The organism is Nostoc sp., assembly GCF_036918015.1.
Lineage (GTDB): Bacteria > Cyanobacteriota > Cyanobacteriia > Cyanobacteriales > Nostocaceae > Nostoc.
The window spans coordinates 1-15,838 of the sequence record NZ_JBALEO010000049.1; the positions used below are offsets into that span (position 1 = coordinate 1).

General features: G+C 41.2%; 13 protein-coding genes. 10 read left to right on the forward strand and 3 right to left on the reverse strand.

The features are described 5' to 3' along the window. Positions 1 to 429, reverse strand: a 429-nt coding sequence (locus tag V7K61_RS11740) for a hypothetical protein (protein ID WP_335053487.1), incomplete at its 3' end; no start/stop codon positions are given. 191 nt (positions 430 to 620) lie between these two features. Between V7K61_RS11740 and V7K61_RS11745 the strand changes: the two genes are divergently transcribed. The 6 genes from V7K61_RS11745 (at position 621) to V7K61_RS11770 (ending at position 8,640) form a co-directional block, all read left to right on the forward strand. Beyond that, positions 621 to 2,390, forward strand: a complete 1,770-nt coding sequence (locus V7K61_RS11745) for a HAMP domain-containing methyl-accepting chemotaxis protein (protein ID WP_335053488.1) — start codon at positions 621 to 623, stop codon at positions 2,388 to 2,390. A gap of 9 nt (positions 2,391 to 2,399) precedes the next feature. Continuing rightward, the gene (locus V7K61_RS11750) at positions 2,400 to 3,116 is read left to right on the forward strand and encodes a chemotaxis protein CheW (RefSeq protein WP_335053489.1); all 717 of its coding nucleotides are present in this window, start codon (positions 2,400 to 2,402) and stop codon (positions 3,114 to 3,116) included. Further along, on the forward strand, positions 3,116 to 5,374 hold the full coding sequence (locus V7K61_RS11755) for a hybrid sensor histidine kinase/response regulator (RefSeq protein ID WP_335053490.1): 2,259 nt from the start codon (positions 3,116 to 3,118) through the stop codon (positions 5,372 to 5,374). Before V7K61_RS11750 ends, V7K61_RS11755 begins: the two co-directional genes overlap by 1 nt. A gap of 142 nt (positions 5,375 to 5,516) precedes the next feature. After that, positions 5,517 to 6,491, forward strand: a complete 975-nt coding sequence (locus tag V7K61_RS11760; protein WP_335053491.1) for a chemotaxis response regulator protein-glutamate methylesterase — start codon at positions 5,517 to 5,519, stop codon at positions 6,489 to 6,491. Between the two features lie 187 nt (positions 6,492 to 6,678). Next, the gene (locus tag V7K61_RS11765; RefSeq protein ID WP_335053492.1) at positions 6,679 to 8,073 is read left to right on the forward strand and encodes a hybrid sensor histidine kinase/response regulator; all 1,395 of its coding nucleotides are present in this window, start codon (positions 6,679 to 6,681) and stop codon (positions 8,071 to 8,073) included. A 258-nt stretch (positions 8,074 to 8,331) separates the two neighbouring features. Next, positions 8,332 to 8,640, forward strand: coding sequence for an NIL domain-containing protein (locus V7K61_RS11770; protein WP_335053493.1), 309 nt, complete (start codon positions 8,332 to 8,334; stop codon positions 8,638 to 8,640). A 70-nt stretch (positions 8,641 to 8,710) separates the two neighbouring features. Here the strand turns inward: V7K61_RS11770 and V7K61_RS11775 are convergent, their stop codons facing one another. Together V7K61_RS11775 and V7K61_RS11780 are read right to left on the reverse strand one after the other, a co-directional pair. Beyond that, positions 8,711 to 9,388, reverse strand: coding sequence for a response regulator transcription factor (locus tag V7K61_RS11775; RefSeq protein ID WP_012407592.1), 678 nt, complete (start codon positions 9,386 to 9,388; stop codon positions 8,711 to 8,713). 421 nt (positions 9,389 to 9,809) lie between these two features. Then, complete coding sequence (locus tag V7K61_RS11780) at positions 9,810 to 9,968, reverse strand: hypothetical protein (RefSeq protein ID WP_335053494.1); 159 nt, start codon at positions 9,966 to 9,968, stop codon at positions 9,810 to 9,812. Positions 9,969 to 10,465: 497 nt separating this feature from the next. Between V7K61_RS11780 and groES the strand changes: the two genes are divergently transcribed. From groES to V7K61_RS11800, 4 genes are all read left to right on the forward strand, one after another. After that, the gene (groES, locus tag V7K61_RS11785; RefSeq protein WP_094348596.1) at positions 10,466 to 10,777 is read left to right on the forward strand and encodes a co-chaperone GroES; all 312 of its coding nucleotides are present in this window, start codon (positions 10,466 to 10,468) and stop codon (positions 10,775 to 10,777) included. A gap of 119 nt (positions 10,778 to 10,896) precedes the next feature. After that, positions 10,897 to 12,531, forward strand: a complete 1,635-nt coding sequence (gene groL, locus V7K61_RS11790) for a chaperonin GroEL (RefSeq protein WP_094348597.1) — start codon at positions 10,897 to 10,899, stop codon at positions 12,529 to 12,531. Positions 12,532 to 12,629: 98 nt separating this feature from the next. Further along, positions 12,630 to 13,070, forward strand: a complete 441-nt coding sequence (locus tag V7K61_RS11795; RefSeq protein WP_335053495.1) for a hypothetical protein — start codon at positions 12,630 to 12,632, stop codon at positions 13,068 to 13,070. 12 nt (positions 13,071 to 13,082) lie between these two features. Then, positions 13,083 to 15,776 carry a MinD/ParA family ATP-binding protein gene (locus V7K61_RS11800; protein WP_335053496.1) on the forward strand — a complete coding sequence of 898 codons (2,694 nt, stop codon included), beginning with the start codon at positions 13,083 to 13,085 and terminating at the stop codon, positions 15,774 to 15,776. Positions 15,777 to 15,838 lie beyond the last annotated feature (62 nt).

The following is a 15,838-nucleotide window of genomic DNA, read 5'->3' on the forward strand; positions in this document are numbered from 1 at the left end:
TTCATCCACCTTTGAACTGGATTCATCCACCTTTGAACTCCGTTCATCCACCTTTGAACTCCGTTCATCCACCTTTGAACTCCGTTCATCCACCTTTGAACTGGATTCATCCACCTTTGAACTCCGTTCATCCACCTTTGAACTCCGTTCATCCACCTTTGAACTCCGTTCATCCACCTCAGAACTCCGTTCATCCACCTCAGAACTCCGTTCATCCACCTTTGAACTCCGTTCATCCACCTTTGAACTCCGTTCATCCACCTTTGAACTCCGTTCATCCACCTCAGAACTCCGTTCATCCACCTCAGAACTCCGTTCATCCACCTTTGAACTCCGTTCATCCACCTTTGAACTCCGTTCATCCACCTTTGAACTCCGTTCATCCACCTCAGAACTCCGTTCATCCACCTTCGAACTCCGTTCATCCACCTCAGATACTCAAACTTCTTACTCAGCACTCAACACTTTCACATTAGAAGAAAAAGCTAGTCTCTGAACTAAGGCTACCTACTTAATAATTTGTTTAAAAATAAAAATACAAACTGTTCATCTTGTTTATGATTTGGGAATTTTAAGAGATGAACGCGTTTTACAGCAGCAGAGGAACAATAGGATATCCAATGTTCAAGAACATCACCTTGCAAACACGGTTGATCGGTTCATTTTTATTCATAGGACTGATTGTATTCGTAATGGCCTTGCTGGCATGGTTCGTTACCAACGAGTTAAATCAGTCAATTAACTCACTAACCTCGAATGACATCCCCAGCTTGTCTGGGGTATGGAAGATTAAAGAAGGCCAGACACAAATTCAATCCGCACAACGATTATTATTTAATCCTGAAATTACTGTTAGTGAAAGAGAGAGTGTAATCACTGAAATCCAGAACGCTTGGAAACAGATTAACGAAGGTATTGCACAGTACGACGCAACTCCATCCACTGAAGAAGAATTAAAAGAGTATAACTTACTTAAAGAAAACTTGGGAGCTTGGGAAAAAGTCCATGAAAAATTATTAAAAGTGGAACAAAAAATAAATCAAGATGGAATTAAGAATCCTTGGAAAAAACAGCTTGAATTAATTCTGCAAGGACAACCAGAAACTATTCCAGCTAATATTCAAAAGAGATTAGACTTACGCAATCAAATTGATTTTGAGATGAAAAAACAGGAAGAAACATTATTTAAAACAACTATATTACAAGCAAAAAAAGTTGTAAATATCAATGAAAATTTCATATCAGATACACAAAAAGAAGTCGAACAGAATGTGGGTCGCAGTATTTTCTGGATTTCTGTAGGAATTGCCATTGGCCCCATAACAGCGATTACTCTTGGGTTTGTAATCTCTCGACAAATTACTTCTCAGATTTTTAGTGTTATTAGAGTTGCAGAGCAAATTTCTCTGGGAAACTTAACAACTAAAATTGCGGCTGACTCTAATAGCAAAGATGAAATGAATAGACTCTTAACAGCTTTCCAAACTATGACTCAGAATCTGAACACTCTGATTCGTCAGGTACAGCATTCAGGCATACAAGTTACTTCCTCAGCGACTCAAATAGCAGCTTCAGGTAAACAATTAGAAGGGACGCTCATTGAGCAAGTAGCTTCTACTAATGAGGTAGCTGCCGCTACCAAAGAAATTTCCGCTACCTCTAGGGAATTAGTAAGTGCAATGGAACAAGTTGCAACCATTTCCCAAATCACAACTACAGCAGCGAATGATAGTCAAAAAGATATAGTGCGGATGGAAACCACTATGCGGCAGTTAGCAGAAGCCACTAATGCGATCGCTGCCCGACTGGGAGTAATTAGCGAAAAGGCAAACAACATTAATACTATTGTTGTCACAATTACCAAGGTGGCAGACCAAACGAATCTGCTGTCGTTAAATGCGGCGATCGAAGCTGAAAAAGCTGGAGAGTATGGCTTGGGCTTTGCTGTCGTTGCTAGAGAAATTCGCCGATTAGCAGATCAAACCGCCGTTGCTACCCTCGATATTGAGCAGATGGTGAAGCAGATGCAATCGTCAGTCTCTACAGGTGTGATGGAGATGGACAAGTTTGCCGCAGAAGTAGGGCGGAATATAGAAGATGTTGCCAGTATTAGTACACAGGTTGGGCAAATTATCCAGCAAGTGCAAGACCTGAATCCGCGATTTGAGTTTGTCAACCAGGGTATGGAAACCCAATCTGTGGGAGCGCAACAAATTAGTGAAACGATGGTGCAGTTGAGCAGTACCTCTGTGCAAAGTACGGATTCTTTGCGGGAAATTAATCATGCCATAGCCCAACTTAACCAAGTGGCGCAGGGATTGCGTCAAGAGATTGCCCGCTTTCAGGTGGAAGCAGAAAACGCTGTACCTCTGATTCCCCAATTCTCTTGAGCAGCCCTTATGAACCCCGCTACGCCATTAAATATTGAACGTTGTTGGAATTTTATCGGCATTGAGGGCGATCGCTCCTGTCCCCAATTAGCCAGCTATACCCATTGCCGCAATTGCCCCGTTTACTCCACTGCTGGACGCTATTTGCTAGAGCGCTCCATACCTGAAAATTATCGCCATCAGTGGACTGAGTTACTCGCTAAATCTAGAGCCGATGAAAATTCCCAGATATCCCATACTTTACGCACAACTCAAATGACGGTTGTGATTTTTCGTCTGCAACGAGAATGGCTGGCACTTTCTGCCCAAATCTTCAAAGAAATTTCTCCTCCCAGTGTGGTTCATACCATACCGCATCGCAGCAACCAAATTTTGCGGGGATTGGTAAGTATCCGAGGCGAATTGCGATTGTGTATCTCTTTAAGTGATTTGTTGAATCTCGAAACTGCCGATACAGCAGTACAATCGCTGAGTCCAGTGGTGTATTCACGCATGGTGGTGCTGGAAAATGCAGATAAAACTTGGGTGTTTGGTGTAGATGAACTTTATGGAGTACACCGATTTCAGCGGGATGAGTTACAAGATCCGCCCAAGAGTCTGACTCAAACTTATACAAAAGGATTATTTCACTGGCAACCTGGCGTTTCACCAATGGAGCGATCGCACAGTGTCAGTTATTTAGATGATGAATTGTTATTCACCACCTTAGCTAGGAAGGTGCTGTGATGTTAGAAGAATTTGATGTCAGCAATCTTTCCTTGGTGGATTTATTCAACATGGAAGTAAAAGCCCAAGTTGTGGTATTGAATAATTGCCTGTTGGCACTGGAAACTAAGCCCAATCCCCAACCAGAACTGGCAGCTTTAATGCGGGCAGCCCATTGCATCAAAGGCGCTGCGCGAATTGTCCAAATCGATCCGGTTGTCAACCTTGCCCACGTCATGGAAGACTGCTTTGTGGCGGCTCAAGAGGGAAAAGTTACTTTAACTGCCGATCGCATTGATGTATTGCTGCAAGGGGTAGATATGCTCCTGCGTATAGCTGAAACGTTTACAGCTAACCCAAATTTGCAGATGTTAGAAAATATCGGCATTCAATCATTGGTGAGTGCGATCGCTAATATCCTAACTCCAGAGGCAACCTCTACAGAAATTCATCCCCTAATAACAACAGCGCAGTTAGAAAACAACCAACAGACAACCCTTATTTCCCCATCCCCATTAGAAGAACTGGGCATCACCCAAAATCGGGCGGTGCGAATGAGTACTGAAAATCTGAATCGCTTGATGGGTTTAGCAGGAGAGTCTTTAGTTGAGGCGAACTTGTTAGAACCATTTGCTAACTCTTTGCTGAAGCTGAGAAAGAATCAGGGGGAATTGTCCAACCTGCTGGAGAAGTTACAAGATTTATTAGGCAACTATCATCTGGATCGGCAAATTAAGGAAACCTTGAGTGCAACTCATCAAAAAGCTAACGAATGTTACCAGATGATGAGCGATCGCCAAAACGAACTAGAACAATTTTCTCAGCGTTCTGCTAACCTCGCCCATCGCCTCTATCAAGAAGTTATTGCTACTCGAATGTGTTCCTTTGCAGATGGGGGACAGGGATTTCCGCGAATGGTGCGCGACTTAGCGAGACAATTGGGTAAACGGGTGAAACTGGAAATCGTTGGTAAGTCTACTTTGGTAGATCGAGATATTCTAGAACGTCTGGAAGCTCCGTTGACTCATATCCTGCGGAATGCGATCGATCATGGCATTGAATTGCCCCAGGAACGTCTAGCAGCAGGAAAGTCAGAAGAAGGAATTATTCGGATTGAAGTTACCCATCGCGCCGGAATGCTGTTTATCACCGTTGCAGATGATGGGCGGGGAATCGATATCGAGTTTTTGCGCCAAGCAGTCATCAGCAAACAACTGACAAACCCGGAAATGGCAGCCCAACTTACCGAAGTTGAGTTGATGGAATTCCTGTTTTTGCCTGGTTTCTCCACAACCCAAACTGTAACTGAAATTTCGGGTAGAGGTGTAGGGCTGGATATTGCCCATAGCACAGTGCGGGAAGTTGGCGGCACGCTGCGGGCGGTTTCTGTGTTGGGAAGGGGTATGACCTTTCACTTACAGTTACCATTGACGCTATCTGTGATTCGCACCCTGTTGGTGGAAATTGCTGGCGAACCTTATGCTTTTGGACTGACACGCATTGAAGAGGTGTTAATATTATCGAAGTCTAAGATTGCTGTATCGGAAAATCGCCCATTTTTCGTCATAAATAATCAACCTGTGGAGTTGATTTTAGCAAGTCAAGTTTTAGAGTTAGCCTCGCCTGCGGTGAATATAGAATCGCTATCAGTGATTGTGATTAGCGATCGCCTCAATCGTTATGGATTAGTTGTAGATCGGTTTCTCGGTGAGTGCAATTTGGTTGTCCGACCTTTAGATCCCCGCCTTGGTAAAGTCCCAAACATTAGCGCCGCCGCCCTCATGGATGATGGTTCGCCAGTGTTGATTGTCGATGTCGAAGATTTAGTCCGTTCCATTGCGAAGGTATTTTCCAGCGGACAACTTTCTCAGGTAAATCAGTCTGCTCATCAGGCAGTTACCAAAACCTACAAGCGAGTGTTAGTAGTAGATGATTCGATCACTGTGCGCGAAATGGAGCGCAAACTTTTGGAAAACAATGGTTACAAAGCTGAAGTGGCGGTTAATGGTATTGATGGTTGGAATGCAATCCGCAGTGGCGATTATGACTTGGTGGTGACAGATATTGATATGCCCCGGATGAACGGCTTTGAACTCACCAGCCAGATAAAAACTCATGCCAAATTGAAGCAAATACCTGTGATTATCGTTTCTTACAAAGACCGGGAAGAAGACCGACTGCAAGGGTTAGAAGCAGGTGCAGACTACTACTTAACTAAGAGCAGCTTTCATGATGACACTCTGTTAAAGGCGGTGATTGATTTAATTGGAGAGGCATAAACCAATTTTAGATTTTAGATTTTGGAATAAATCTTTTGTAGAGACGACGATTTATCGCGTCTCTTGCCTTAACTATTTATTGTGTCAACTTTAAATTTAGAAATAAACCTGTGACAATCCAAAATCCAAAATTGTATAGCCTGTGAGAATTGCGATCGCTAACGATATGTTTATGGCTGTAGAGGCACTACGGCGTATTGTGGTAAAAATACCAGGTTACAAGCTGGCGTGGGTTGCCTACGATGGTGCGGAAGCTGTGAGTAAGTGTGCGGCTGATACTCCTGACTTGATTTTGATGGATGTGCTGATGCCCAGCATGGATGGAGTAGAAGCTACACGGCATATCATGAGGCAATCTCCCTGCGCGATTGTGATGGTGACAGCTAGCGTTAATCGCTATGCAGCCAAGGTTTTTGAAGCAATGGGCTATGGAGCCTTGGATGCCATCAATACGCCAATCTTAGGCGATGATGGGCTACTAAATAAAATTGCTACGATCGCCCGCTTAATTGGCAAATCTTCATATCGGCGATCGCCACCTGTCCATAACTCAAAATCACTTCCACCCCTAATCGTGATCGGGGCTTCCACTGGTGGCCCCCAAGCATTGACAAGTATTCTCTCCCAATTTCCCCAAGACTTTCCTGCGGCTGTAATAGTTGTTCAGCATATAGATGCCCAATTTGTCCAAGGTTTTGCCGCCTGGTTGAACGAGCAAATTCCTATGCGTGTGCAACTAGCGATCGCAGGTTCTACACCACAGCCTGGTATTCTGCTTGCTGGCACAAATCTTCATTTGGTGATGCGTCCCGACCTCACCCTTGGCTATGACAAAGAACCACTACATTGTTCCTATTGTCCATCAGTTGATGTTTTCTTCAACAGTGTGGCTAAAAATTGGACTGGAAAGGGGGTTGGGGCGTTGCTGACGGGGATGGGTGGAGATGGCGCTCAAGGCTTAAAACAATTGCGCGAAGCAGGTTGGCATACTATTGCTCAAGACTGCAAAACTTGCGTTGTTTATGGTATGCCGAAAGTAGCAGTGGAATTAAAAGCTGCCGTGGAGGTTTTGCCAGTTGAGGCGATCGCATCAGCCTGCATCAAATTTACGGCATAATACTTAATTAAATAGTATTTTATTATACCTTTATTAAAATATATGCCTTAAAGCAAATGCTTAAAACACCTTTACGAAGTATTTCAAAATCCTGAATTACTGAGATATAATTGCGACAATTGCAAATTAGTACATTTAACTTATTAGTTTGTAGTCGTGAAAACAAAGACCCATTTAGAGGTGCTAAATGAACCCGCAAGAAACAGCACTCTTACAAATATCTCAAAAGACAGAAAAATTATCACCGAAGTGGAGTGAACCAGAAACCCCGCAAGCTGTGCCATTTATTCTAGATGCCAAAATATTGACAGTAAGACTTCTACTAATTGACGATCAGGTAATTATCAGCGAAGCCTTCCGTCGGATGGTTGCGACAGAAACAGATATTTCCCTTCACTACACAAGTAATCCAGCTAAAGCTATTCAAGATGCGATCGCCATAGAACCAACGGTGATCTTTTTGGATATGATCATGCCAGATATCGATGGATTAATGTTACTGCGTTGGTTTCGATCTCATCCAGTAACTCGTGATATTCCTATCGTCATGCTATCTAGTAAAGAAGAAGCAAAGTTAAAAGCCGACTCTTTTGCCGAGGGTGCAAATGACTACCTAATTAAGTTACCCGATGCAGTTGAGTTAATTGCCCGTATCCGTTATCATTCCAAGGCATACAATAACCTCAAAGCACTCACTACTGCAACTGCTACTGCCCAACTTCAAGCACAACAGTTAGAAAATACCTTACGGGAATTACAAACTACCCAAGTTCAATTGATTCAGACAGAGAAAATGTCTAGCTTGGGTCGGATGGTCGCAGGTTTAGCCCACGAAATTAATAATCCTGTTAATTTTATTCACGGCAATTTTAATCATCTTAATAACCATGTAAACTGTCTTTTAAATTTAATCCAACTATATCAACAAGAACATCCAGATTCGTATTCTTTATTTGAAGAGAAATTTGGTGATTTTAATATTGATTTCATCATCGATGATTTACCAAAAATTCTTTCATCCATGAGGATAGGAACTGATCGGATTCGTGACATCGTGCTGTCCCTAAAAAACTTTTCTAGACTCGATCAGTCAGAGAAAAAAGCTGTTAATATTCATGAAGGTATTGAAAGTACTTTATTACTTTTAAATCATCGACTACACCCAAAAATTGAAATTATTAAAAAATATGGGAATCTCCCACCAGTTCAATGTTATCCAGCACAACTAAACCAAGTATTCATGAATATTCTTAGTAATGGCATTGATGCTTTACTAGAACTAGATAATCAGATCCAAAAGCAAATTGTGATTCAAACTGAAGTAACTGAATTAGAAACAGTGATAATTACATTCAGAGATAACGGTGATGGAATAGATGCGGAGATTCAAAGCAAGATATTTGATCCTTTCTTTACAACTAAACCTATCAACAAAGGAACGGGACTAGGTTTAGCAATTAGCCATCAAATTATTGATAAACATCAGGGCAATATTCGGCTAAAGTCTGAACTTGCTTATGGAACAGAATTTACAATCGAAATTCCAATAGCATTACCTGTTAATCATAAAAGCACCACTTGAGTCAAGACTTCACCGAAGATTCTTCTCCAAGACATTTATTTATCTTTCAACAAAGATTAACTTATAAGTAAATAAATTTATAATCCACTTACATGCGATCGCACTTGTTTATCGGAATCCATAATTAATATCATCTAATCTTCATGATTAATTATGAATCATTTGCTACCGCTTGCGTACATGGGATGAGTGACGCTAGTGTTAAAAGAAATCGTGCAAAGCTAAACCCTTATCTAAGAAGTCGAATAGGAAGCTACAATGGCAATTCCAAATAAACAAGTAAAATTTAATACTGATATTTTAGATAATAGACGCACCCAAACTCGTATCCAGGTTCGCATTCCTAAAGACTTGCATGAGGAACCAGTCATTTCAAGACTGGTTTCTCACTATGGAGTTATAGTCATTATTGCTGATGCTCAGGTAAGCATAAACGTGCCACAATATAGCTGCTTCGATCTGGAACTGCGAGGTACTGTTTCTCAGATTGAAAGCGCCCTAACTTACCTGGATGAACTGGATTTAGAAGTTTTGCACCAATCCAGCCCTGAAGAAGATGGTTGGTAAATATTAGTTAGAAGTTAGGAGTTAGGAGTTAAAAAATTCATAACTCCTAACTTTTAACTCTTAACTTTGTTTAAGCCATTTGATTTTCAATCGCCCACCGCGCTAGTTCAGTGCGGTTGTGGAGATTGGTTTTGCCCAACATATTGGACACATGGCTTTCAACTGTGCGCTGACTAACATTTAGTTCTTCAGCAATTTCACGGTTAGCTAAACCCCTAGCAACAAACTGAACTACTTTCAGTTCAGTTGGGGTTAACTGGACATCGAAGGGAACCTGGATACGGGAACCGTTTTCGCCTCCTTTTGCTTGGTGTTCTTTCCAACGGATAGTTTGTTTCAGCGAGGATTCAACTTGCGCTACGAGTTCTTCTGGTTCAAAGGGTTTGACCATATAAACATCAGCACCTTTATTCAGACCCTTAACTCGGTCTGCACTTTGTCCCTTAGCTGAAAGGAAAAGAACCGGAATCCAGCTGGTGCGTTCGTTTTGCCGGACTTGTTCCACAAAAGTATATCCGTCCATTTCCGGCATCATCACATCGCAGATGATCATGTCTGGAACATCTTGCTCTAAAATTTCCAGAGCTTCACGTCCATTTTCAGCGGTGATGACTTCATATCCCCGGAATTCTAAGTAATCCTTCACCAGCAAGATGAGGTTAGGGTCATCATCAATCAATAGAAGTCGTTTGTGATCTTTCATGCTGGGCTCTTTCATAGCAGTGGCACTTGTCGCGCTTCGGTCCATCAAAGTCTTGAATATTTATCCTCTATGGTGGGTTATTCGAGATGTTGTCCTTTTTCCTACTTAACTTGCCTTTGCTGTCTCGAAGTCTCAAAAATGCCGAGCACTTTCAATAGACTAGTAGCTCGATAGCAAAAGTCCAGCAAGGATACGTATAGCAGTAGTATCTATAATGCGCTATTATATATCGCTTTGAAAGGGGCGGGGTAAAAAACACTGATTAAATAATAATCTTTCGGACTCACAAGTAAGTATTGGCTTAAAGATGACCCTACCTCAAAACCAACCCGCACTTTCTTAAAGCTTACTGCTATACCATATCCTTTAGTTGTTAAGCCTCTATGAGGTGTTCACAAGAAACTAGGGAAGTTTCTGGCAAAAGATGGATTGAAAACGCATATTCTTCTACCACCTTATTGCCTATTCAGTGTTCTCGGATGATCCGCAGGGTAACTTCCGGGTTTGCTTGGCGATACCAGACACCATCAGGGTAAACCACCATTATCGATCTAGAACTTGAAACACGCAAGCAATTGCCTTTAGTTTTGATAGACGCAAATAGAATAACTTTAGTGCGGCTCATTGAGTTTTAAATCTTTAAGTCGCTTTTTTAAGTAATCCCAGAATTCCAGACTAGCTCCTTTTGGGCAGCAATTGCCTGGTCAGCGCAAATAAAAATGTATTGCTGTTTTGCAAGTCCTAAGCTTTCTACACAATTACTCAGGGTCTTATGTTCCAGAGACTTAGTAGTTTTGGGGATTTGATGGCTGGACTGGCTTGCTCTCACTGTATTGTTACTTATCGAGTGGCTCCCTAATTACAGTTCTATAACAATTTGCAAACTTTGCAAATAAAGTTGACTGGGGAGTGGAGAAGAATTCTCATACCTCCCTACTCCCTACTCTCTTCGTAACTTACGGAACAAAACCCGCAAAGTAGAAATAATTAAGCATTTATACTTAAGTACATCTATGACCCTCTAGTTCGGGAACCCGTACTCAAGGCATTCTTGCCATTGGACGCCACTTTTCGGTAAATTAGCACTCAGGAGTTGAGAGTGCTAAACTGGAGAAAATAATTATGGCAGCTTTATCTCTAAGCGTTTCTACAGTTAAACCTTTAGGCGATCGCGTTTTCGTAAAAGTGAGCGCCTCTGAGGAAAAGACCGCAGGTGGTCTGTATTTGCCCGATACCGCCAAGGAAAAACCCCAAGTAGGGGAAGTAGTGGCCCTTGGCCCTGGCAAGCGTAATGACGATGGAAACCGTCAAGAATTGGAAATTAAAGTCGGCGATAAGGTGCTGTACTCTAAGTACGCTGGTACTGACATCAAGCTCGGCACTGAAGAATATGTACTGCTTTCTGAAAAAGATATTTTAGCAGTTGTTATCTAGTGGTCATTAGTCATTGGTCACTTGTACTGAGCGCAGTCGAAGTATTAGTCATTAGCCAATGACAAAGGACGAATGACGAATGACGAAAGACAAAAGACAAATGACAAAGGACAATTAATATGGCAAAGCGCATTATCTACAACGAAAACGCCCGTCGCGCCTTGGAACGAGGCATTGACATCCTGGCTGAGGCTGTAGCTGTTACCCTTGGCCCCAAAGGTCGTAACGTAGTTCTAGAAAAGAAATTTGGCGCACCGCAAATCGTCAATGACGGTGTAACGATCGCTAAAGAAATCGAATTAGAAGACCATATTGAAAACACTGGTGTAGCTTTGATTCGTCAAGCTGCTTCTAAGACCAATGATGCTGCGGGCGATGGCACCACAACTGCTACCGTTTTAGCTCATGCGATCGTCAAAGAAGGCTTGCGGAACGTTGCAGCTGGCGCTAACGCAATTTCCCTAAAGCGTGGTATTGATAAAGCTACTGCCTTTTTGGTAGAAAAAATCAAAGAACACGCCCGTCCAGTGGAAGATTCCAAAGCCATTGCCCAAGTTGGTGCGATCTCGGCTGGTAATGACGAAGAAGTTGGTCAGATGATTGCCCAAGCAATGGACAAGGTGGGCAAGGAAGGCGTAATTTCCCTAGAAGAAGGGAAATCTATGTTCACCGAGTTGGAAATCACTGAAGGGATGCGCTTTGACAAAGGCTACATCTCTCCTTATTTCGCTACTGACCCTGAGCGGATGGAAGCAGTTTTTGATGAGCCTTTCATCCTGCTGACCGATAAGAAAATCGCTTTGGTACAAGACCTAGTACCAGTATTAGAGCAAGTAGCTCGTGCTGGTCGTCCTTTGGTGATTATCGCCGAAGATATTGAAAAAGAAGCTTTGGCAACCTTGGTAGTAAACCGTTTGCGCGGTGTACTCAACGTGGCTGCTGTTAAGGCTCCTGGCTTTGGCGATCGCCGCAAAGCACTACTAGAAGACATCGCTGTTTTAACTGGTGGTCAACTAATTACCGAAGATGCTGGTCTGAAGCTAGATAACACCAAGCTGGATAGCCTGGGTAAAGCTCGCCGGATCACCATTACCAAGGACAGCACCACAATTGTTGCCGAAGGTAACGAAGCTGCTGTTAAAGCTCGTGTAGAACAGATTCGTCGTCAAATCGATGAAACCGAATCTTCTTACGACAAAGAGAAATTACAAGAGCGTCTTGCTAAACTCTCTGGTGGTGTTGCTGTAGTGAAAGTTGGTGCAGCAACCGAAACCGAAATGAAAGACAAGAAATTGCGCCTAGAAGACGCTATCAACGCTACCAAAGCTGCTGTGGAAGAAGGTATTGTTCCTGGTGGTGGTACAACTCTGGCTCACCTTGCTCCTGAATTGGAAGTTTGGGCAAAGAGCAATCTTAAGGATGAAGAGTTGATTGGTGCGTTGATTGTTGTTCGTGCCTTACCTGCACCTCTGAAGCGGATTGCTGAAAACGCCGGTCAAAATGGTGCTGTAATCGCTGAACGCGTGAAAGAGAAAGAATTCAACGTTGGCTACAACGCTGCGACAAACGAATTCGTCGATTTGTTAGAGGCTGGTATTGTTGACCCTGCGAAAGTGACTCGTTCTGCTCTGCAAAACGCTGCTTCTATCGCTGGCATGGTGTTGACAACCGAATGTATTATAGTTGACAAGCCTGAGCCTAAGGATGGCGCCCCTGCTGGCGCTGGTGCTGGCGGCGGAGATTTCGATTACTAATACTTTGTAGTTACATAATTTGTAAAACAGCTGCTTCCTTTATGGAGGTGGCTTTTTTTGTGTCAAGATTCAGGTGTTTCAAACGAGAAAATAACGAAATGGAAGATTACCAAGCCGCTTTTATGCAGCGTCACTGTGATACTGAAATATTATGTAGAAAAGAATCGGAAAGAAGAGTAGCCGCTATGCACTTTGGAGGTGTAACCATTGAGTGTTTATTAAAAGCAATGATTTTTGCTACCTTACCAAACGGTGCAACTCAGGAATGGAAGACAGATTCTACTAATCCTGGGCATACTATTACTAATCCGGGACATAGTTACATAGAAGCATTAAATCGGCACAATCGACTTAAATCTAGAATTGTTCATTTTCCTGAAGTGCGAAAATGGCTTAATGAAGTGGAAAATCCTAATAGCCAAAATTTTATAGATATGCGTTATTGTGGCCTTGAGCCTGATGATGAAAGTTACAAACGCTGGTTAAAAGCTTATCAGAATCTCAAGAGGTGGTTACAAAAGCAAGCTACTCAACTTTAAAGAGGTGGTCAAATGCAAGAAAATTGGCAGGTTTTGCTAAAGCAGGAAATTGCAAACCAATATGTGCATAATTCACAAGAATGGGTTGATTTAAATATTTCTACATCAGGTTTATTGAATTTGACTATTGTAAGCGATCGCTTTATTAATTTATCTATTCCTCAGAGGAAAGAACAAAGTTTTAATTTACTTAAATCACAAGTTCCTCATTTATCTCCTGGGTTTATTTCCTTGTATACGCCTCAAGAAGCAGATTCACTAAATCTTTCAGCACCGCAGGCTTTTAATACAGCTTTAGTACAAACTTGGCAAGATTTAGCAATTCAAGCAGCAAATCCGCAAAATCAACCTCAACTTCCCCAGATTGAACCCAGTTTACCCAGAACCGTAACCTTTTATTCCTTTAAAGGAGGAGTAGGTCGAACTACTGCATTAACCCATGTTGCCTCAATTTTGGCAATGCGTGGTCTTAAAGTCGTAGCTGTGGATTTGGATTTAGAAGCACCTGGCTTGAGTACAGCATTCAACCTTAAACCACAACCAAAGTATGGAATAGTTGACTATTTTTATGAGCGTTCCTACTTACCAGAAGGATTAGAACCAAGTATTTCAATTGCTGAAATATTTGGTGAAGTTAAAATCTCTAACGCCACAGGAAGATTATTTGTTGTTCCTGCTGGTTGTCTTAATCTTGATTATATATCCAAGGTTGATGATCTTCATGCCACTACTGTTATTGATGGAGATCAAAGTCTTTGGTCTGTTTTCAAGCGTGAAATTTACGAACAATTAAAACCAGATATTCTTTTAATTGATTCGAGAACTGGAATCAATCAATGGGGAGCTTTATCATTAATTCAGGCTGCTGATGAAGCAATTATATTTCTTTTTCCTAACGAACAAAATAAACAAGGAATAGAACTGCTAATCCAATCACTGCAAGGTCTAAAAAATTTATCAATTAATTTTGTTTTTTCTCCTGTTCCTGATGTTACTGAGATTGGTTTGTCAAAAGTAAAACAAATTTGGTACTCATTGCTGAACAGATTAAATACGGGAACAAATGAAAACTATGAAACAGATGAAGATGAGCCAGATTTAGATAATTCTCAAACTCCAATAGAAAAACTTTTAGTAGTCCCTTATCTTTTGCCAATCGCTTTAGCTGATAGCTATCCTGTACAAGGTATGCAAGATTACTACACAAAAATTGCTAACTTAATTGATGAAAAAACTGATGAACTCAAACGTAGCAATGTTTTAAATACAATAGATCATCGGTGGAATATTATTGAAAGTCTGCAATTTCCTGAAGTAAATGCTGCTGATCCAAGACAAGATTTGAATCTCCTATTTCAGCGTACTACTGATTTTGAAAGATTTTTAGACGATACAACCTGCCTAATTAGAGGGCGAAAAGGCACAGGAAAAACTGCACTTTATTGGCTTTTTCTCAAACACAAAAGTGTTGCTCAAAAACTAGCTCATGGACGCTTAGATAATACTGTATTTTTGTCAGCACATGGTAGATTCCAAGAAAGTCGCCCAACTCGTGATGAATTCCAAATCATCCATCAAAATTTGCAGCAAAATAGTGGCACATGGGAAGCTTTCTGGAGAGCTTATTTACTGCTTAGATGTTACCAGGAAAATTTATTTAATTTTCCTAAAGGTAAGAAAGGTGCAAAGTTTAGTGAATTGAAAAAAATTATTAATAATTTACCTACAGAAAGATGGCAGTCTGAATGCACTCAAGCCTTGCTATTATTATCTACTAACTCTGAACTACGGCTCATAGTCAAAGATGCCATAGATATTCTTCTTAATGAAGAAGCCAAAAATAATTCTCAAAAACTGTGGTTTCTTTACGATGATTTAGATGAAGATTTTCCTCAAGTAGGAGGAGTAAGACAGCAAGCACTCACTGGTCTATTTCAATTAGTGCAATCTTGTGATGCTAACAGATTAACAGAAATTAGATTTAAAATATTTTTAAGAGAAGATATATGGAATCGTTTAAGTTTTGACAATAAAAGCCATTTTACTGGACGGGATATTATCTTACAGTGGACTAGGATTGATTTTTTACGATTAGCACTTCGTCAAGCAATACAATCTGAAGATTTCAAGAATTTGGTTGACCGTATTTCTCCTGTCGCTTTTGAAAGTATTGATCAAGCTACTGAAGAGGCGATTGATAAAGCCTTAGAATTACTATGGGGAAGTCGTCGCCGAGGTGGAAATAGAGCTAAAAATGTATCTCGATGGGTTTATGAACGATTAACAGACTCAAGTAGCACTACTTTTCCTCGGAGTTTAAGTATATTACTGAAAGGAGCAAAAGAACAAGAACTAAGCTATAAGGGGCAATCATCAAGCAAATTTCGTACAGACCGTCTACTTCAAGGAAAATCCTTAGAATTTGGTTTGAAAAAAGCATCAGAAAAGCGGTGTGAAGAAATTAAAGAGGAATACCCTGATTTGACTAAATTTTTTGATTCTCTTAAGGGAAAATTAGCCTTCTTATCTAAAGAACAATTACAAACAGTATGGCAAGAGTCAGCACATGATATAGCAGATTTTGAAGAATTTGCTTCTTTTTTAAGTGAGATTGGCATTATTGAATGGCGCGAAAAAGAGAAACGCTATAAGGTTGCTGATATCTATGTATATGGCTTTGAAATGGATCGTAGAGGCGCGGTATAAAAACAAATTTTATTGTATCGCTGTACTTCAGAAAAGCGATCGCACTTCCACTTTTACATAAA